Genomic DNA, 20114 nt, shown 5'->3' with positions numbered 1-20114 from the left:
TGATATTTAAGTTGAGAATATATAGATTTTGTAAGAAATTAATATTAAAGAAAGAACTATATATAATCTTAGGTATACATTTGCAAGTACAATGATTACAAAAGGTCAAAATATCCTTTGGGTATCAAGAATGTTAGGATATAAAGATATATCAATAACATTAAAAGTATATGCAAGATTTATAAAAGAAAATGAAGAGGAAAGGTTAGAGAATTTATCAAAAATTGTTCCCTTTTTTGTCCCTTTTCTTAATAAATAAAATAAGAAGTTCTATTTTAAAGGTTATACAGAGTGAAGATAAGAGTTTATTATGACTTTACTTACTTTCATAAGAATACCTTAGAATAGGGCTTATTTAAGGCTTTATAATTTCTAAAATTGATGAAAATGTTGCATTTTTGAACATTTTTTGGCACAAATCTGGCACACGATTTTATATATTAAAGGATTTAAAATAAAACTTGAAAAAACTATAGATAACAATAACCGACATTTGGTAATTTTTATTCATGGACTTACCGGAAGTAAAGACACCTTTAAAAATGAAAATGATGAGTATTTTAGTGAGTTTTTTTCAAATAAAATAAAGTCTGTAGCAGATATTGCATATTTTGTATATCCTTCTAGTGCAAATATAAAAAAATATATATCTACATTATTAGCAAAGATACCAAAAGTCAATAAATATTTTGTAAAAAAATACAATGAAGATTTAGAAGTTATAATTAATCATTTAAGTGAATTAGTATCATTAGAAATACCTAATTATGAAAAAATTAGCTTTATTGGACATAGTATGGGTGGATTAATTGCTAAAGGAGTATTAATAAATCATTTAAATCATTTAAATAAATTTAATTTTTACATAACACTTGCCACACCACATAGAGGTGGTAATTTTGCAAAGATAGGGTCATTTTTTAATAATCATATTACTGCATTAAAAAAAGATTCACCTTTTTTACTTAAATTAGATACTGATTATGAAGTTAAAATCAATAAAATTAATACTCACTATTATCGTGCTATTTTTGATAAATATGTGACTAGAGAATCTTCTCATCCCATTCATCACAATATAAGACCTACCTCTATTGAATGTAATCATACTGAAATTGCAAAACCAATAGATAATTATGAATTAGGAGAGTTAATACAACATATTAATCTATTACTTGAGGATTTTTTAAATTTAAAAGACATTTCTTTTTCCAATAACTTTAAAGAAAGTAATTTGTTTCAGGGAATAGGTTACTCAATAGTAGATATACAACATCAAAATAACGATAATTATGTATTATTGAGTAAATTCGATAAAACTAGGAATGTTCTTTTAAAATTGAATGAAAACTTTGAAATAGATACTTCATTTTCAAATAATGGTATCTTTGAATATTCTGAATATGAAAATATTGATTTAAAAAAAATCTTATTTGATGATGAATTTATTTATATAATTGGTCATATTGTTATAAATAAATATTTTTCTATTTGTATTTTAAAATTAAAAAAATCTAATTCAAGTTTTAGTATTAAATTTTATGATGAGCAATTTGCTGACCATAGATATGCTATGGATTCAATAATGAATTTAAATAATGATATTTTTACTGTTGGTAAAAGTTTTAAAAATGAACAACTTTATTTAACTAAAATAAAAAGTAATGGGAATATAGATACTATTTTTGAAGAAAATTTAAATAACAATAATTTTATGGATAATGTTTGGTTGAATACAATAATTCAAAAAGATAATTATATAATAGTTGCAGGTCGAGATAACAATCATTCTGCATATATTGATAAGTTTTTTGATAATGGTCAAATTGATTTAAACTTTGGGAATAATGGAAAAGTTATAATTAAAGGTTTCTTGAGGGTTGAAAAGCTTGCCTTTGATTCAAAAGATAATATATTTATAGTGGGTGTTCAAAATGAAGCAAGAGTTGTAAAGATTAAAAAAGATGGTAATATTGACTTAGGTTTTGGTAATAATGGTATATTTGATTGTATTGCAAATGAAAGAACAGAAGCAGTAGATATTTTGGTTTTAGAGAATGACGATTTTATAATTTCAGGACATGAATATGATGGAAATAGTTATCAAAATGCATTAGTAGCTTACTGTAAAAAAGATGGTATATTAAATGAAAAGTATTTTAATAATGGAATCCTTTCATTTACAAATAATAACAAATGTAGTGCTAAGAAAACTATGTTAATAAAAAATGACTTATATGTATTCACAGAATATAATATTAGTTATGGTCATAACAATAGAATTAAAACATCAATTAATAAATTTGCACTTCAAGTTTTTTAATTATACTAAGAATTTAGTTTTTTATAGCTAACTCTTTGATAAAATATATATTATTGTGAAAGTCCGTATCTACTATCTAGATACTAAAAATGGCACATATTTGGCACAAGCATTAAATAAATTTAATAAAATAAGGGCTCACAATGCCCATAAATAAGGGATTTCAAACGTGAAAATTAGAGTGTATTATGATAATACCTTATTTCTTACCTTTTCCACTATATCAATATTTTAAATTCTTTATTTGTATTACTTTTTCTTTAAATTTAAGATAATTTTATTTTTTTGGGCATGATTTTAGACATTATTTGAACTAAAAATAAATTTTCTTTTAATCAAGATTTTAATTATTACTTTTTAATTTTTTATATTTAAATAATATAAAATTAAATGAAATCCTAAATTTTTTTAATTTGTGACACGAACTGTGACAACTTTTTATTATAATTACACAATAAATATTAAAAATATTAAAAGTGGACTTCTTTGATAATTAATTTAAGGATAAGTCCATTTTGTATAGAATGCATCAATTTAAAAAAGGTGCAGTATATGAAAGAAGAATTGTTGACTAGTGAAGAAACCATAGAAATTATTATTGATTTATTAAAAAATAATAAAAAAAATATAAAGACTAATATTAATAAATTAATTAAAAATCTATCTCAAACTGATAAAAGTTTATCTAAAAAAATTAAAGATGCTTATATTAATAAATATGAAAATAGTTCATTTCTAAGATCTGTTAATGAAAACATAGATAGACCTGTTTCTGGAGAGAATCTAAATTTAATAAAAGAAGAAGATTTAAATTTTGATAATAATGAATTTATTTTTCAAAAAAATGTTGATTTACTAATTGAAAATACATATAAAGAACATAAACAAAAAGAAAAACTTTTAGAGTATGGACTTGAGCCTACAAAATCTATATTGTTTCATGGTGCACCAGGTGTAGGTAAAACAATGACTGCAAAAATAATTGCAAAAAAGAATAATTTGCCATTATATATTTTAGATTTATCAACTATTATGAATAGTTATTTAGGTAAAACAGGTGAAAATATAAGAAAAGTTTTTGATTTTACTATGCAAAAAGAGTGTGTTTTTTTAATTGATGAATTAGATGCCATTGCTAAACAAAGATCTGATGAAAGTGAAGTAGGTGAATTAAAAAGACTTGTAACAGTTTTATTACAATCAATAGATAATTGGCCTTCTACTTCAATTTTAATTGCTGCAACTAACCATCCAGAACTACTGGATAGAGCAGTTTGGAGAAGATTTGATCATGTTCTTGAATTTGATTTACCTGATATAAAAGAAATTGAATTAATTGTAAGCCAGAAACTAAAAAATATTAGTGCAACAGAACTTGTTTTAAATACTTTTAATAAATCTTGTATCGGTTTGTCACATGGCTTGATAAAAAAAGAACTAAACAAAGTCTTAAAAGATATGATAATAAATAAAAAGAATATTGATATATGTCTTTTAGAAAACTTGTCAATAAGAAATAAAATTATTGATAGAAATGAAAGAATTATAATTGCAGATTTTTTTTATAAAAAAAAGTTACTTTCACAAAGAAAATTAAGTGAATTATTAGAAATCTCAAGGGATTCAATAAGACGATTTAATAATTAAAAATATTTAAAGGTTAATTTATGGAAAAGAATAATTTTATATTGATTAATGGAGAAAAATTAATATTAAAAGCTCAACCAAAAAAAAATTCAGGTGGGGAAAGACAAGAAGTTTATACTTTTGAAGAATCTGCAGAAAGACTTCAAAAAAATTTAGATCAATTAATTGAATATATAAATAAACTTCCAAATGAGGCAATGCCTCAAAATAAAGTTGTTTTTTCTCTTTATGTTCATCCTGCATATATAGCGAAATCTCATTTCCCTGTTAATATTCTAAAAAAATATTCTGCAAAAGTGGTTGGAAGTAAATATAGCGAAATAAACCCAGAAAAACAATTACCAAATCAAGATAAAAAAGATACAAATGTATATTATATACTAATATCAAGAGGTAATTTAGAGAACTTTAGAAATGAAATTTTTAATTTAAATCAAAAAAATCATAAGACAGATATTCAGACAATTGAGAAAATAAAACCTTTTTATAATAATGAAAAAATTAAATTTGAAGACCCTTTAGATAATGAGGAATATGAAATTGTATTGCATTCTTTTAATGATCCAGAAGATAGTTATATTTTAAAAGATTTGAGTAAATATACAAAAATACTTAATACGAAAATCATTAATGAGTTTACTGATAATGTTGATGGATTAACATTTATTCATGCAAAACTTGATAAAGAAAAGATAAAGAATATTGCAGATTATACATTTATAAGGGCTATTAGAATAGCACAAAGAATTAGGAATATCTCTATAAGATCAGACTCAGATACTACCTCAAATAATAAATTTACATTAAATACTGATTATATTGATCATAGTCTTAATGTTGCAATTTTTGATGGAGGTTTTAATTCGAATAGTTTTATGAATCAATTTGTTGAATATGAAGATCATACTATCTCTAAATCCAATAAATATATAAATCATGGAATAGGTGTTACTTCTGCTTGTTTATTTGGACATATAGAAGATGAAGAAGAATTAATACCATATTCAAATATTAAGAATTATAAAATATTAGAAGATTCTTGTTCATCGTATAGTATATTGAAAAGAATTGATAAAATATTGAGGTATGAAGATATAGAATTTATTAATTTAAGTATTGGTCCAAATCAAACTATTGAAGATGACGATGTTCATTATTGGACGGCTGTTTTAGATAAACATTTTTCAACGGGTGATTATTTTACTTGTATTGCTGCAGGTAATTCAAATGAAAGAGTACATGTACCATCAGATTGTGTTAATGCAATGGCTATAGGATCTGCAAATAGTAATAGTAATATTTGGGATAGAGCTTTTTATAGTAATATTGGACCAGGTCGTTCTCCTGGATTTATTAAGCCTGATGGAATTGCTTTTGGAGGAGATAGTAAAAATAATAAAATGTTTTACGTTTTTAATGAATATGATAATCTGATAGGAACTCAAGGAACGAGTTTTGCTTCTCCCTATGTATTAAGAACAGCAATTGGCATTAAAGCAAAATATGGAAGTAATTTGTTACCTATAACATTAAAAGCTATTTTAATTCATCATGCAGAACAGAGTGGAAATTCTTCTCAGGAAAAAATTGGATGGGGAAGATTTAATATGAATATTGATGATATGATGACTTGTCATAATCATGAAATTAAAGTTTTATATCAAGGAAAAATTAATGTAAAAGAGTATTATCGTGCAGAAATTCCATTGCCTGATATTGATATTGAAGGTATGTTAAAAATTAAAGCTACATTTTGTTTTTCTAGCTCTACAGATGCAGAACATCCTCCTAGTTATACAAATCATGGACTAGTGGCAACATTTATACCTCATTCTGAAAAAAAGCAAAAACGAAAAAATGGTGATTTATCTGAAAGTAATAAGACAGATTCTTTTTTTAGTAGTTCTGAAATGTATACATCAGAGCAAGAATTAAGACGAGATTCACAAAAATGGGAAACAGTTTTACATTCTGAAAAAAGAAAGCAAGCAAGTGGATTGTATAAACCATATTTTGAAATTAAGTATCACGAAAGAGCAAAAGGTTCTGATTCAAGTGATACAGGAGAATTAGCTTTTTCTTTAATTCTTACTATTGAAAGTGAAAAAGGAGTTGATATTTTTAATCCAGTACAAATTAAATATGCAAATATTTTAGAACAAATTCAGCCTAAAATTAATATTGGAACAAAAATTACTTTATAAAAGGTGGAGAGAAAGTGTCATTTTATTGGGTTAATATTGGAAAGTCAAAAGATGAAGTAAAGAATAATAGAAAGTAATCTATTACTCTTTACTTTTTTTCTCTAATATCATAAATAAGTTTTTCTATCTTTTTTAATCTTTCTACTTCTTCTTCAAGTGAAGGATTTTCAATAAAAAGTAAATCATTGAAAATTGGAAGATATCTCATATTTACATAGTTGAATACATCATCAATATTTCCTAAAACAAGATTTCTTATTAATTTAGATTTACTAATATTTAATTGTGCTGCTAAATTAGATATTAGTTTTTCTTCGTCTTCTGTTACTCTAATAATTATATTTTTAGTTTTATTTACTTTTTTAGACATAAATCTCCAATAATTAAGTAATAATTAAATTATTTACTTGTAAAATTTGTATATACAAAATAGTTAAATGTTAATACAAAAATGTAATAAATTTGTATTAACAAATCCTTGTTTGTATTTTATCATAAAAGTTTTGATTCTTTTTTAAAAGAATAAACAACGGTCAGAGTAGGGCTTATTTATACCAGATATTTCTTGAGTAAGTGCGTATGCAAAATTAAGCCTAAGTATTGTTGTTGCGGGTTGCAATTAAAGTGAATCTATGATTAAAAGTAGATTTTCCCCTTAAACAGATAAAAAGGTAAAAGAAATGAAAAAAGTAAATAATAACTTTAAACTCTACACTCAAATTGAAATTAATGAGAAGTTAGCCCAATTAGTACGGCTTTTAATCTCTCTTAATGCTTTTGGTTCTCTTGATTTAAAAGATTATAATTTAATTTGTATGGTTTTAAGTAATACATTTAATGTAGATATAGAAAACCTTGAATGTATAAGTTCTTCAAAGAAGTAGATTTCTTAATGTATTTTTTATTGCGAAGCATAGAAATAGAAAAGAATATGAAAAATGCGGAGGCATTTTTCATATTCCTTGTCTATTTATTAAAAACTTTCGGCATAACCTAAAAAAGGGGTCTTATGTATGGTATGACAAAAGAAACAAGAAAAATAGCTCTTAATAAAATTAAAAAACAAAAAGAGTTTTTTGAAAAGAACTACTTTACAGTAGGGAATGATGTAATAAAAATGGCTGATGTAATAAAAAATGCTTATCATAATACTACAAAATATATAGCAGAAGTAAATCAAAGAGTTTACTCATTAAAACAGTATGCAGATAATCATAATTTAAAACCAATTTTTGGAACTATTACTTTACCAACAGAGTATCATAGATTAATTGGTAATAATAGAAAAAACCCTAAATATAGAAATAAACATCTTTTAAATGAATTTGAAACTACATATTGCCCTTATAGTAGAAAGTGTGACCAATTAGATTATAAAAAATATTCTCCAAATGGAGGAAAAAAAGAGTTATCAAAGATATTTAAAAAGCTTTTAGATTCTCATTTTCTAAAAACTGATATATCAAAAGATGATAAGTGCTATTTTAGAGTTTATGAGCCACATAAAGATGGTACACCACATTTACATTTTTCTTTATTTGTACCAGCTGATAAGTTAGAAATTACACACCAAAAGATTACTAAGTACTTTAATGACAATTACCCAAATCAAAGAACAGATTTTCAAATAGATATTCAAAATCCAGTTGCATATCTTATGAAATATATTTTAAAAACATTTGATGATTTAAGAGCTAATCCTGATGATATAACCGACCTTTCTTTATGGTATATCCATAATAGAATTACTAGATTTTATACTTCTAAAACTCTTATAAGTCTTGAAATTTATAGAAAGCTAAATGGACAATATAGCTTACTAGAATTAACATATATGTATAAAAATAGAGAGATTTCCGTATTTGAGGATATTGTCACTAAAAAAGTTGTCTCTATTTGTAATACATATGGAGAAATATATACTAAAAAAACAGTAACTGTCGAAGAAGAAAATAAAACTATTAAATTAAAATATGAAAAGAAAAAAACAACTCCTTTACTTTTTATTGATGGAGAGCAATATATACAGTTACCTGATGGAAAATTAAAACTATTTGAGCCAATTATCCCAATTAATCAAAGAACTACACATCAAATAGTAGAAGATATTAATAACCTTGATTATGAAACTATGGATACTAATTATTATGGTTTATTGAATAATGAATTAATCTATAGAGATTTCAAATATTTTGATAATAAAACTAATGAAATTAAGTGTGATGAATTAATTTCACTTAATGAATATGGAGTGTAACATGACAATTGAAGCAAAATTAGATGTTTTAGAAAATCAGTTATCTAATGTGATTGAACTTTTACAAATTTCGATTACTTCTTTGAATACTAAAAAGGCTGTTTCTAAGTTTTTAAACAAAAGTGAGAAAACAATAGACAACTATATTAAAAATGAAACATTTATTGAAAATAAACATTATTTTATAAATGAAAATCAAAGAGTAGAGTTTATACCATCAGCAATATTAGAATTTAAAAAGAATCCAAATCATAAGATTAAAATTATAGAACAGAAAGAAGAGAAAATTATTCTTAGTGAAACTTCTTCTAAAATATTGAAAGGTATTCTTTAAATGAATTCTGTAAAAGTATTATATGGTGATTTAAAAATCACTATAAGATCTATAAATAGTTATTGGTGGTTAGATTTCTATTTTAATAAAAAAAGAATTAGAAGAAGTACTAATTTAAAAGTTAATGAAAAGAATTTAAAGCATATAAAATCTAAAATAATTCCTGAAATAGTAATTGCATTAACTGGAAATTCTCAAATAAAATACTTTGAAAAAGATTTATTAGTTAAGGATTTTTCGGTTGAATATTTTAATGTTTATAGAGGAACAGTAAGAGATCATGTATATAAAAGATCTAAAGCAAATTATGAGAATAAAATAAAACCATTCTTTGGTAATAAAATTTTAAAAGATATTACACCAATAGAATTAGAGCAATGGCAATTATCTCTATTAAAGAAGTATAAACCTCAATCTGTTAATAAGTACCGTTCTGTCTTTTTCTCAATCTTTGAAAAAGCATTGCAAAATGATTTAATAAAATTTAATCCTCTAACTAGGGTTAAATCTCCTTTAGTAATCAAAAAGAAAATTAAGCTACTTGTAGAAAAAGAGAGTGATACTGTAAATCCTTTTTCAATAAAAGAAATTAAAGAAATATTATCTAATGCAAGAGGTAATTTGTATTATGTAATACTTTTTATGTTTTTAACTGGTATTAGACCAGGGGAGTTAATATCTTTAACTTGGAAAGATATAGATTTTGAGAAGAAGAAAATAGCAGTTGAAAAAACTACTGTTCAAGGTAAAGTAGGGGATGTTAAAACACAATCAAGTGTTAGATATATTGATATGCTACCACAAACAGAAACTTTATTAAAAGATTTATATAATTTAACTGGTCAATATGATAATTTATTTATATCTCATTTTAAAAAGCCTTTTTATTCTCACGATATATTAAATCTTAGGTTTAAAGAGCTTTTGAAAGAAATTAATATCAAAGAAAGAACTATATATAATCTTAGGCATACTTTTGCAAGTTATATGATATCAAATATTCAAAATGGTATAGATATCCTTTGGGTATCAAAAATGTTAGGTCATAAAGACTTATCTATTACATTAAAAATTTATGCAAAATATATAAAAGAAGATGATGATACAAGGTTTACAAAATTAAATAAAATAGGCACGATTATGGGCATTATTTGATTTTTGTTAATTAAAAAGTTCTATAAATAGGGAGATACAGAGTGAAGATAAGAGTGTATTATGAAGATACAGATATCGGTGGTGTAGTTTACTATGCAAACTATTTAAAGTTTTGTGAGAGAGCAAGAAGCAATATATTTTTTGAAAAAGGTTTATCTCCGCATAATAATAATGAGTTTTTTGTAGTAAAAAAAGTAGAAGCAGATTATATTAAATCAGCAACTTTTGCTGATGAATTAGAAGTGACTTCAAAAGTGATTTCTAAAAAGAGTGCTTCATTAGAAATCTTTCATGAAATCTTTAGAAGAGAAGAACTTATTTTTACTGCAAAAGTAAAATTAGCTTATTTAAAAGATTATAAACCTACAAAAATTCCAAAAGAAATTTTAGAAATTTTTGCATAATTTTATTAAAATTTAAAAAACCCTTAATTTTGGTATTTAAAAACTTATTTAAAAAAATATAATTTTATCAATATTTTAATGGATAACTATAAATAGTATTAATAAGTATACAAAACAACTTTTGTATACTTATATTTACTGTAATAAATTATACAATTAATTTTTATTAAACTTAAATTTAGTTAAGATTTTTTCTTAATTTCTATTTAAAAAGTCTTAAAATGGGTAAATATATTATTGCTTGTGTTGAAAGTGATGTTGAATTATTAGATGAACTTTATAACAAAATTTCTCGTATTGTAGATTCTGATTATATAGTTGAAAGTTATATTAGTGCAGAGCAAGCACTTATAGGTTGTTATAATTATATTATTTCTAAAAATGAGATTTTAATCACTATTGTAGGTAATAATACTTCTACAATAAAGCCAGAAAAATTTATTACTGAACTTTATAAAAATTCTCCCAATACAAAGAATATTGTTTTTGAAGATATTGTAGATGTAAAATCCCTTAGTTCTATTATAAATGATGCCTCTTTATATCAAGTTTTACCAAGAAGATTAAATAAGATTGATTTTGAATTAATCATTTTAGAAGCTATTAAATTAAATGCTCAAGAAAGAAGATTAAAAGATTATCAAAGAGTATTAGAAAGTGCTGTTGAAAAAAGAACTAGAGAACTAAATGATATTAATGTAAAACTTGAAATCTTAGCAACTACAGATTCTTTAACTGGGGTTAATAATAGAAGAAGTTTTTATGAGTCTACATCTCCTATGATTCGATATAACAGAAGAGAAAATAAAAGTTTAGCTGTTCTTATGATGGATATTGATAAGTTTAAAATGATAAATGATATTTATGGACATGCAGTAGGGGACGATATTATTAAGCTTGTTGCACAAAAAATACAAGACATTCTTAGAGCTTCAGATATTTTTGGAAGATTAGGAGGAGAAGAGTTTGCAGCTGTTTTACCTAATACTTCTCAAAGAGGTGCATTAAAAGTTGCAGAAAATATAAGAAAAGAGATAGAAACTTTAGATTATTTGACTACAAAAGAAGAAAAAGTACATTTTACTATCAGTGTGGGTGTTGCAATTTTAGAAGGTACAGACCCTGATTTAGATGCAATTTTACATAAAGCAGATTTAGCTCTTTATGATGCTAAAAGAAAAGGAAGAAATAAAGTAATTCTTCATGAGGCTAAGACTAAATAATAAAACTATATAAACCTTTAATTTATAACAAGCTCAAAAAGGATAAAATATCTCTTTTGAAAATTAATTTTATTTAAAAGGATATTTTAGTGTTAGAAATTTTTGTTATTGGTTATTGTCTTTATTTTTTCTTTACAATTTATACTTCAATTATGCAAATTGGTTATGTAAATAAAGCTAAAGCATTAGAACCGATTATTTTAGAAAATTCAAAATATATAGAAGCTGCAAATTATTCAATTGAGAAAGAAAAAGTAGCTATGGCTTCAGCTTTTTATAGTTTTGTATTATTTGTTTTTTGGATTGGTTTTGGACTTTCTTCTTTAGACTCATTAATTACAACTCAATCTTATTGGTTAAAAGCAATTATTTTTGTAGATTTATTTATTATTATAAATTGGATTTTAGGTTTACCTTTTGATTTATATTCAACTTTTAAACTAGATAAAAAGTATGGATTTTCAAATATGACACCAGCACTTTTTATAAAAGACACTCTTAAATCAGGAGTTCTATTTTTAATTTTTGGTTCTGCTGTAATTGCAGCTATTTCTTGGATTATAAATAGTTTTCAAACTTGGTGGGTTTGGGGATTTGTATTTATTTTTGCTGTAATTATTTTAATAAATATGCTTTATCCTGTTATTAGAGATAAGATGTTTGATAAATTTGAATCTTTAAAAGATAAAGAGTTAGAAGCAAAAATTGAAAATCTTTTAGACCAAGTAGGTTTTAAAAGCTCAGGTGTTTTTTCTGTAGATGCTAGTAAAAGAGATAATAGATTAAATGCTTATTTTGGTGGTTTAGGAAGTACAAAAAGAGTTGTATTGTTTGATACTTTAGTTGAAAAGTTAAGCCATGATGAATTATTAGCCGTACTTGGACATGAATTAGGACACTTTAAAAATGGAGATATCTTAAAAAATATTGGTATTATGGGTGTTGTTATGTTTGTATTTTTTGCTATTTTTGGAAATTTAAGTGAAGAGATATTTTTAGGCTTATCAATTAACAATGAGCCATACGCTATTATTGCTCTGTTTTTAATCTTTTCTCCTATTTTATCATTTTTCTTAATGCCTTTAATCTCTTTAATTAGTAGACATAATGAGTATGCAGCTGATGAGTTTGGTTCAAACTTGTCATCTAAAAAAGATTTAGTGAGTGCTTTATTAAAATTAGCAAATGAAAATAAATCTTTTCCTCTTTCTCATCCTCTGTATATTTTCTTTTATTACTCTCATCCACCTTTAGTTGAAAGATTTAAAGAGCTAGGTTATGATGTACATGAAAATAGTGCAGAAGCATTAAAAGATAGCGTATTTAATAAGTAGTATGGAAAACTTAATTTTAATCTCAAGCTTAAGTTTTGTAGTTGGAGTATTACTGGCTTCTTTAGTGGTATGGTTTATTTTAAAACAGAAAATAGACCTTACTACAAAAGAGTTGCAATTGGTTAAAGACTCTTATGAAAATCTTATTGCAAGTCTAAAAGAGAATATTAGAAACTTAGAAGAGAGTATTTTAAATATAGAAAAAAGTTCTCAAGAAAAAATTTTGTTAGAGAGAAAGTCTTATGAGACAAAGATAGAGTCTTTAGAGAATCTAATTCAAGATAAAAAAGAGCAATATGAGAATGAATTTAGAATAAAAGAGGATAGTTTAAAAGAAAAAATAGAACTTTTAGAGACCTCAAAAGATAGATTAAAAGTAGAGTTTGAAAATCTTGCAAATAAACTTTTTGAAGAGAACAATAAAAAATCTTCAACAAATCTAAACCAACTACTTACACCTTTCAAAGACCAATTAAATAGTTTTGGAAAGAGAGTAAATGATATTCATAATGAAGAGACTAAACAAAGAGTAAATCTTCTTTCAGAGATTAAAAACTTAAAAGAGTTAAATAATCAAATCTCACAAGATGCATTAAATTTAACAAAAGCCTTAAAAGGTGAGAATAAAACTCAAGGAGATTGGGGAGAACTTATTCTTTCTAAGATTTTAGAGCAAACTGGACTTAGAGAAGGAGTAGAATACTCTACACAAGGCTCTTATACCGATGAAAATGGTAAAAGATTAAGACCTGATGTAATAGTACACCTTCCTCAAAATAAAGATATTGTTATTGACTCAAAAGTATCTTTAACTTCATATGTAAGTTATACAGAAGCTCAAGATGATACTCAAAGAGAAAATGCAAGTAAAGAGCTTATTAAATCTTTATATACTCATATTAAAGGCTTAAGTGCTAAAAGTTATGAAAATATAGAAGAGGTTAAGACTTTAGATTTTGTAATTATGTTTATTCCTATTGAAGGAGCTTTTATGCTTGCTGCTTCAAAGGATAATAATCTATTTAAAACTGCTTTTGAAAATAATATCATGCTTGTTTCTCCTTCAACACTTTTTGCAACATTAAGAACAATAGAAAATATCTGGAGATATGAACATCAAAATGAGAATGCTCTTTTAATCTCTAAAAAAGCAGCTGATTTATATGATAAGTTTGCTAGTTTTGTTACAGATATTGAGAGTATAGGGACTCATTTAAATAGAACTCAAAAATCTTATGATGAAGCTATGAAAAAACTAAGCCTTGGAAAAGGAAATCTTCTAAGAAGAAGTGAAGAGTTTATTGAGCTTGGTGTAAAAGCTAAGAAAAAGATTGACACCCAAAAATTATTGGGTGAGTAATCTTCTCTTTTTTATTTTTATATCATTTAAAATATAAATTGCAACTATCGTACAAATAGTTCCAAGTAGGGTGTTAAAACTTATTTTTTCATCTAAGAAGATAGCACTTAAGATAAGTGCTGAACTTGGAACTAAAAAGATAAATGAACTAACTTTTTTAACTCCTAATTTTTCAGAACCAATAAAATATGTAGTTGTGGCAAAAGCACTACTTAAAGCTGTAAGACAAAAGATATTAATCCAAAAAACATAATCATAATCTAAAACTCTAACTACATCTTTAAAATCAATAGTAAAAGCACTTATTATTGAACAAAAGATATAGATATAAAAGTTAAAGATAATAGGTGTAGTTCTTATAGCTTTAGCAGTAATAATTGTAAGAATAGGCCAAAGAATAGAAGCTATTAAAAAATATATATTATGTTTTGAAAAAACTTGCTCTATATCAAAATACCAAATATTTAACATAGTTAAAACTCCAAAGCCTCCTAAAATAAGAGCAAAAGAGTGTTTTAAAGAGATAGTTTTTTTATGTAAAAATGCAAGTATCACAAAAGTATTGATAGGAATCAAGGTAGTTACTAATGCTCCACCTAAACCTGCTGTTCCATAGTTTACACCAAAAAATAGAGATATTGAATATAAAATCATTACACCAGAAGCTAAAAGAACCAGTACTGAGGTTTTTAAATCTATTTTAAAATCAACTCTTAAAAATAGTAATAGAGGTAACATAAATAAAGCAGAGAAAAATACCCTTAAAAATACAATCTCATACTGGTCTATATATAGTGTTAAATATTTTGTATTAATCCATGAACCACCCCAAAAAATCATAGATAAAATCATTAGGGGATAAAAAAGGTTTTTATTCATTTATTTTCTTTTTTAAAAAAAGACTAAGGTATATACCTAAAGCTATCATAACTGCACCTGCAATATGATATGAGTCTAATCTTTCATTTAAAAAAATGAAAGCTAAGATTGAACCAAATAGAGGCATTAAATGAGCAAATTGCCCAGTTTTTGCAGCACTTATTGTGTCAACACCAATATGCCAAAAATAAAAAGATAGAATAGAAGGAAATATTGATACATATAAAAAGATATGCCATTGCTCTTTTATTAATGTTATTTCTCTATCAATTGTATATCCTTGATAAAAATAGAAAGGAAGTATTAAAATAAAACCTAAAAATACTAAACTTACAAAAAGTTCTAAATGTGATAACTCTTTTGGTTTGAATTTCAATAATACAGAATAAATTGCCCAAGTTAAAGAACTAACTAAAATCCATAAATCTCCATCTTGAAACTTTATAAATAGAAGATTTGTAAAATCACCTTTTAATACTAAAAATATTACTCCAATAGTAGAAAGAGTAATTCCTGTTATTTGGAGTTTTGAAATCTTTGCTTTTAGAATAAAGTAAGATAAAATAAGTATTAAAATAGGTGTAATAGAGTTTATTAATAAAGCATTTGTTGCTGTTGTTGTTTTTAATGCTAAATAAACAATTGTATTAAATAGTGTAATACCTAAAAAAGAGAGTATTATAAGAATAAGAAAATTGTTTTTTATTGCACTAAGAGTTTTTTTTATATCTATATATAAAAGAGTAGGTAATAAAAATACAAGAGTAAAAAGCCATCTAAAAAAAGATAACTCTATTGCCTCAATATCTTCATTTACATATCTTCCAATAATGAAATTTCCAGACCAAAAAAGCACACAAAGTGCTAATAGGATATAAACCCGTTGTGTGCTTATCATTTAGTTTAACTCATTAAGTAGTAATATATCTACCATGTCACCTTGTTTTAAATCAGTTCCATTTTCTTTTTGGATTAAAAGAGCAGGTGAACCTAACATATTAGTTAAAATAGCACTTGTTCCTTGTTTTTTTCCAGAGAAGTCAATTTTATATTTTCCATCTTCATAAAATACATTACAAGCTGTAAAAATTGTTTTTGCCATTTTTTGAGGGAAGTTTTCAGTTATTTCAGCTTTTACAATAGGAAGTTTTTTTTCTGAGTTCTCAAACTTATAAATCATAGGTAATAGATATAAAATAGCACATACAGTAGATGAGTAAGCAAAACCAGGAAGTGAAATAATTAGTTTATTATCTTTCTTTGCTACTAAGATATGCATTCCTGGTTTAATCTTAACACCATGAAATAAAACCTCTGCACCAATCTTCTCTTTTACTACATCTTGAACAAAATCATAATCTCCTACAGATACACCACCAGTAGTTACAATAATATCAGACTTTTCTAAAGCACTTTGTAATAGTTCAGTTATTGAATCCATATCATCTTTTACAACACCCATTTGTATTGTTTGTGCTCCTGCTGTTTTAGCTAAGGCTTCAACTGTTAGATGGTTTGAACTTCTAATTTGTGCATCATTTTCTTGTTCTTCACCTAAATCAAGAATTTCACTTCCAGTACTTGCAATAGAAACAATAGGTTTAGCATAAACTTCAACTTGAGATATATTTAATGAAGCTAATACTCCAATCTCTGCAAATCCAATTTTAGTTCCTTTTTTTATAAGAATTTCATCTTTCTTATAATTCTCACCAATATCTCTAACTGCAAATTTAAAAGGTACTTCTTTATTAATAATAATTTTATCATCTTCTACAGTTACATTCTCAATTGGTATTAAAGTATCACTTCCTTCTGGCATTAAAGAACCTGTAAAAGTTTTAATACATACTCCAGTTGTAACTTTAGATTCTACAACTTCTCCAGCTGGATTTTTATCTATAATTGTTAGTTTTTTCAAGTTTTGATCTTCAGCTTTGATTGCATATCCATCCATCCCTGAAGTTTTGTATTTTGGTGAATGGTCATTCGCTATAATATCCCTAGCTAGCGTCCTTCCTATAGAATTTGTTAAAAAAAGCTTTTCCTTAGCTTTACCTTTAAAATCTATACTAGATAGGATGTTTAAAGAGTCATCATAATTAATAAAATTTCTCATATTTATCTCCATTTTTTTAAAAAAGAATAGTAGCATATAGTAGATAAAAAAGTAACTTTTAGTAAATTATTGAGTATTTTTGTATGGTTTCTATAGCATAAGTATAGCAAATAATACAAAGTTGTTACGAAATCACATAAAATTATAGATTTTTACAAAAAATAATTGACTTACATCAAAAAAATGGCAATAATTTACCATAGTTATATAACATTTACTTATATAATTGGGCGTTATATTACATATAAGAAAAAGTTAATTTGCTTATAAAATGATTTAATTAATCTCTAAATAATATTAATTGTCATTTTTGCTTAATTTTGTGTTATTATATGTGTGTAGCTAATTTTCAAGGAGGAATGATGACGAAGTCAAGTAAAAATTCTGAAATGTCACTTACTAAAGGTTCTGAGCAGAAACTAAGTAGAAGAGATTTTTTTAGAAAAACTGCAGTTTATTCAGCTGGTGCTATTGCTGCAGCTAATGTTTTGTCACCTGTGAAGCTTAAAGCCGATGATCCGGCTATTGTAAATGAAGCTGAATGGGGAACAAAACTTGGTGATCTGGTTACTAAAAACTTATATGGAGTACCTTCACCTTATGAACACAATGTTATTAGAAGAACTACTGATCTTTTATCTTCAGGTGATATGTATGCTTCTGTTTCAATGTGTCCTATTCATGAGTTACAAGGTATTATAACTCCAAACGGTCTATTCTTTACTAGAAATCATGGTGGTACAGCTCATGTTGACCCTAAAGAGTTTAGATTAATGATTCATGGAAAAGTTAAAAGAGAAGTTGTTTTAACTTTAGATGAATTAAAAAAATATCCAAGTGAAAGTAGAATTCACTTCATTGAGTGTCCTGCAAATGGTTCAACTGGATGGAGAGGGCCTCAATTTAATAATCTTCAATTTATGAAGGGTATGATGAGTTCTGCTGAATGGACAGGAGTAATGCTAAAAACTGTGTTAGAAGATATTGGACTTGAAGATGATGCAGTTTGGATGTTAGCAGAAGGTAGTGATAATGCTGGTAATCCAAGAACTATTCCTGTTGAAAAAGCTTTAGATGATGCAATGTTAGTTTGGGCTCAAAATGGGGAAGCTTTAAGACCTGAACAGGGTTATCCATTAAGACTTCTTGTTCCTGGTTGGGAAGGAAATTTAAATACTAAATGGTTAAAAAGATTAGAATTCTCTGATAAACCATGGCATGCAAAAGAAGAGACTTCTAAATATACAATGTTACAAAAAAATGGTAAGGCAATTAGATATTTCTGGCCAAATGAAGTTAACTCTGTTATTACTTCTCCATGTCCAGAGAAACCTTGGACACACCTTAAAAAAGGTGATATGATTGAAATCGAAGGTTTAGCTTGGTCTGGACACGGTACAATCAAAAATGTTGACATCTCATTTGATGGTGGAGACAACTGGGTTGAAGCTAATCTTAAAGGATTAGTATTACCAAAATCATGGACAAGATTCTCTTATATTATGAAGTGGGAAGGGAAACCTTTATTACTTTCTAGTAGAGCTGTTGATGATACAGGAAATGTACAACCAACAATTGATCAAGAGACTTCAGCAGTTGGTGTTGAATCTGTTTATCATAGAAATGCAATTGTAACTTGGGAAGTTAGTGAAAAAGGGGAGGTTAATAATGTTCACATTAGAAAACACAATGCTTAAAAAATCTTTATTAGCTACTAGTGTTGTAACTGTAGGTTTATTAATCTCTGGATGTGTTTCAAACGGAGAATTTGAAAGAGCAGTTGATGGTGCAGTTAAATATGAAGTTAAAGATGGGAAATATACACAATATCATGTAAATACACAAGGTATTAAACAATTTAACTTTGGTAGAACTCCAACTAAAACTGAAGTTGCTGCATGGGATAAAGATGCAATGCCTGATGGAACAGGATTACCAGAATTCGATATGAAACATGGAAAAATTGTTTTAGATGAAGATGGAAATCCTAAAAAAGCAGAAGGTTCTGTTGAGTTAGGAAATGAATTATATGATTCTCAATGTGCAATGTGTCACGGAGAGTTTGGTATTGGTGGAAAAGGTTATCCTGCATTATCAGCAGGTAGTGCTTCTACAAAAACATTAACTAACCAGTTATTAAATCCAGCAGACAAAGAACCTGGAATGGAACCTCCAACAAAAGTTATTGGAACATATTGGCCGTTTGCTAGTACACTATTTTGGTATATTCAAGATGCAATGCCTTTCCCTCATCCAAAATCATTAACAAATAGTGAAACATATGCTTTAGTTGCATATTTACTAATGGAAAATGGTGTTAAAATTGATGGTGTAGAGTTAGATGAAGAATATGTTTTAAATAAAGAAAAATTTTTAAAAATTAAAATGCCAAATGAAGATGGTTTTTATCCAAAAGTTGATACACCAGAAGATCCTAAGCAAGGTGTAAGAAACATGAAAGCATACTTAAGTGACCCGAAAAACTATGGTACGGGTGAAAGATGTATGACTGATTGTATCAAGGGTGAAGTACCAGTTCTTAGAATTAAAAATGAATTAAATGATTTTAATCCTCCTGCTTCTACAGAAAGATCTTGGAAGGTTCAAGAATCAGGTTCAGCAAATTCTAAAGCTGCAACTACATATGAAACATCTTGTGCTGCTTGTCACTCTAATGATGCAATTGGTGCACCAGTATTAGGTGACAAAGAAGCTTGGTCTGCTGTTGTTGCTAAAGGGATGGATGTTGTTTATGCTAATGCAATAAATGGTATAAATGCAATGCCTCCAAAAGGTGGAGCAATGGATCTTTCAGATGCAGAGTTTAAAGAAGTAGTTGATTATATGATTAACTCTAGTAAATAAAGGAGAAAGC

The 20114-nt window shown here is 26.1% G+C and carries 18 protein-coding genes; 14 read left to right on the top strand and 4 right to left on the bottom strand.

Features of this window, described 5'->3' with window-relative positions; translation table 11 throughout:
- The first annotated feature begins 91 nt into the window (after positions 1-91).
- The 4 genes from ABIV_RS07225 to ABIV_RS07210 all read left to right on the top strand — a co-directional run bounded on the left by ABIV_RS07225 (position 92) and on the right by ABIV_RS07210 (position 6174).
- On the top strand, positions 92-259 hold the full coding sequence (locus tag ABIV_RS07225; protein WP_114839226.1) for a hypothetical protein: 168 nt from the start codon (positions 92-94) through the stop codon (positions 257-259).
- A gap of 150 nt (positions 260-409) precedes the next feature.
- Complete coding sequence (locus tag ABIV_RS07220) at positions 410-2323, top strand: alpha/beta hydrolase (protein ID WP_228254268.1); 1914 nt, start codon at positions 410-412, stop codon at positions 2321-2323.
- Positions 2324-2875: 552 nt separating this feature from the next.
- Complete coding sequence (locus ABIV_RS07215; RefSeq protein WP_114839224.1) at positions 2876-3970, top strand: AAA family ATPase; 1095 nt, start codon at positions 2876-2878, stop codon at positions 3968-3970.
- 20 nt (positions 3971-3990) lie between these two features.
- Entirely contained in the window at positions 3991-6174 is a 2184-nt protein-coding gene (locus ABIV_RS07210; protein ID WP_114839223.1) for a S8 family peptidase, read from the top strand.
- 88 nt (positions 6175-6262) lie between these two features.
- On the opposite strand, the gene ABIV_RS07205 is transcribed toward ABIV_RS07210, so the two are convergent.
- Entirely contained in the window at positions 6263-6544 is a 282-nt protein-coding gene (locus ABIV_RS07205; protein ID WP_114839222.1) for a DUF6290 family protein, read from the bottom strand.
- Positions 6545-6854: 310 nt separating this feature from the next.
- On the opposite strand from ABIV_RS07205, the gene ABIV_RS07200 reads away from it, so the two are divergent.
- From ABIV_RS07200 to ABIV_RS07165, 8 genes are all read left to right on the top strand, one after another.
- Complete coding sequence (locus ABIV_RS07200) at positions 6855-7058, top strand: hypothetical protein (RefSeq protein ID WP_114839221.1); 204 nt, start codon at positions 6855-6857, stop codon at positions 7056-7058.
- A gap of 134 nt (positions 7059-7192) precedes the next feature.
- On the top strand, positions 7193-8431 hold the full coding sequence (locus ABIV_RS07195) for a replication endonuclease (protein WP_162917989.1): 1239 nt from the start codon (positions 7193-7195) through the stop codon (positions 8429-8431).
- Position 8432: 1 nt separating this feature from the next.
- Entirely contained in the window at positions 8433-8765 is a 333-nt protein-coding gene (locus tag ABIV_RS07190) for a hypothetical protein (protein WP_114839219.1), read from the top strand.
- Positions 8766-9920: a site-specific integrase gene (locus tag ABIV_RS07185; RefSeq protein WP_114839218.1), complete on the top strand. Its 1155-nt coding sequence runs from the start codon at positions 8766-8768 to the stop codon at positions 9918-9920. It abuts the gene before it with no gap.
- A gap of 41 nt (positions 9921-9961) precedes the next feature.
- The gene (locus ABIV_RS07180; RefSeq protein ID WP_114839217.1) at positions 9962-10324 is read left to right on the top strand and encodes a YbgC/FadM family acyl-CoA thioesterase; all 363 of its coding nucleotides are present in this window, start codon (positions 9962-9964) and stop codon (positions 10322-10324) included.
- Positions 10325-10545: 221 nt separating this feature from the next.
- Positions 10546-11547, top strand: coding sequence for a GGDEF domain-containing protein (locus ABIV_RS07175; protein ID WP_114839216.1), 1002 nt, complete (start codon positions 10546-10548; stop codon positions 11545-11547).
- Positions 11548-11636: 89 nt separating this feature from the next.
- Positions 11637-12881 carry a M48 family metallopeptidase gene (locus tag ABIV_RS07170; RefSeq protein WP_114839215.1) on the top strand — a complete coding sequence of 415 codons (1245 nt, stop codon included), beginning with the start codon at positions 11637-11639 and terminating at the stop codon, positions 12879-12881.
- A 1-nt stretch (position 12882) separates the two neighbouring features.
- Positions 12883-14241 carry a DNA recombination protein RmuC gene (locus ABIV_RS07165; RefSeq protein WP_114839214.1) on the top strand — a complete coding sequence of 453 codons (1359 nt, stop codon included), beginning with the start codon at positions 12883-12885 and terminating at the stop codon, positions 14239-14241.
- Here the strand turns inward: ABIV_RS07165 and ABIV_RS07160 are convergent.
- From ABIV_RS07160 to ABIV_RS07150, 3 genes are read right to left on the bottom strand one after another with little or no spacing between them, the layout of a single operon-like run.
- Positions 14227-15120 carry a DMT family transporter gene (locus tag ABIV_RS07160; RefSeq protein WP_114839213.1) on the bottom strand — a complete coding sequence of 298 codons (894 nt, stop codon included), beginning with the start codon at positions 15118-15120 and terminating at the stop codon, positions 14227-14229. The genes ABIV_RS07165 and ABIV_RS07160 overlap by 15 nt on opposite strands.
- The gene (locus ABIV_RS07155) at positions 15113-16018 is read right to left on the bottom strand and encodes a DMT family transporter (RefSeq protein WP_114839212.1); all 906 of its coding nucleotides are present in this window, start codon (positions 16016-16018) and stop codon (positions 15113-15115) included. Before ABIV_RS07155 ends, ABIV_RS07160 begins: the two co-directional genes overlap by 8 nt.
- Entirely contained in the window at positions 16019-17239 is a 1221-nt protein-coding gene (locus ABIV_RS07150; RefSeq protein ID WP_114839211.1) for a molybdopterin molybdotransferase MoeA, read from the bottom strand.
- Between the two features lie 362 nt (positions 17240-17601).
- Here ABIV_RS07150 and soxC point away from each other — a divergent pair, with 362 nt between their 5' ends.
- Positions 17602-18936: a sulfite dehydrogenase gene (gene soxC, locus ABIV_RS07145; protein WP_205526914.1), complete on the top strand. Its 1335-nt coding sequence runs from the start codon at positions 17602-17604 to the stop codon at positions 18934-18936.
- Positions 18908-20104, top strand: a complete 1197-nt coding sequence (locus ABIV_RS07140) for a c-type cytochrome (protein ID WP_114839210.1) — start codon at positions 18908-18910, stop codon at positions 20102-20104. The genes soxC and ABIV_RS07140 overlap by 29 nt, the downstream gene beginning before the upstream one ends.
- Positions 20105-20114 lie beyond the last annotated feature (10 nt).

The sequence above is a fragment of the Halarcobacter bivalviorum genome (genome assembly GCF_003346815.1).
Lineage (GTDB): Bacteria > Campylobacterota > Campylobacteria > Campylobacterales > Arcobacteraceae > Halarcobacter > Halarcobacter bivalviorum.
This window is presented reverse-complemented; position numbering and strand designations above follow the sequence as displayed.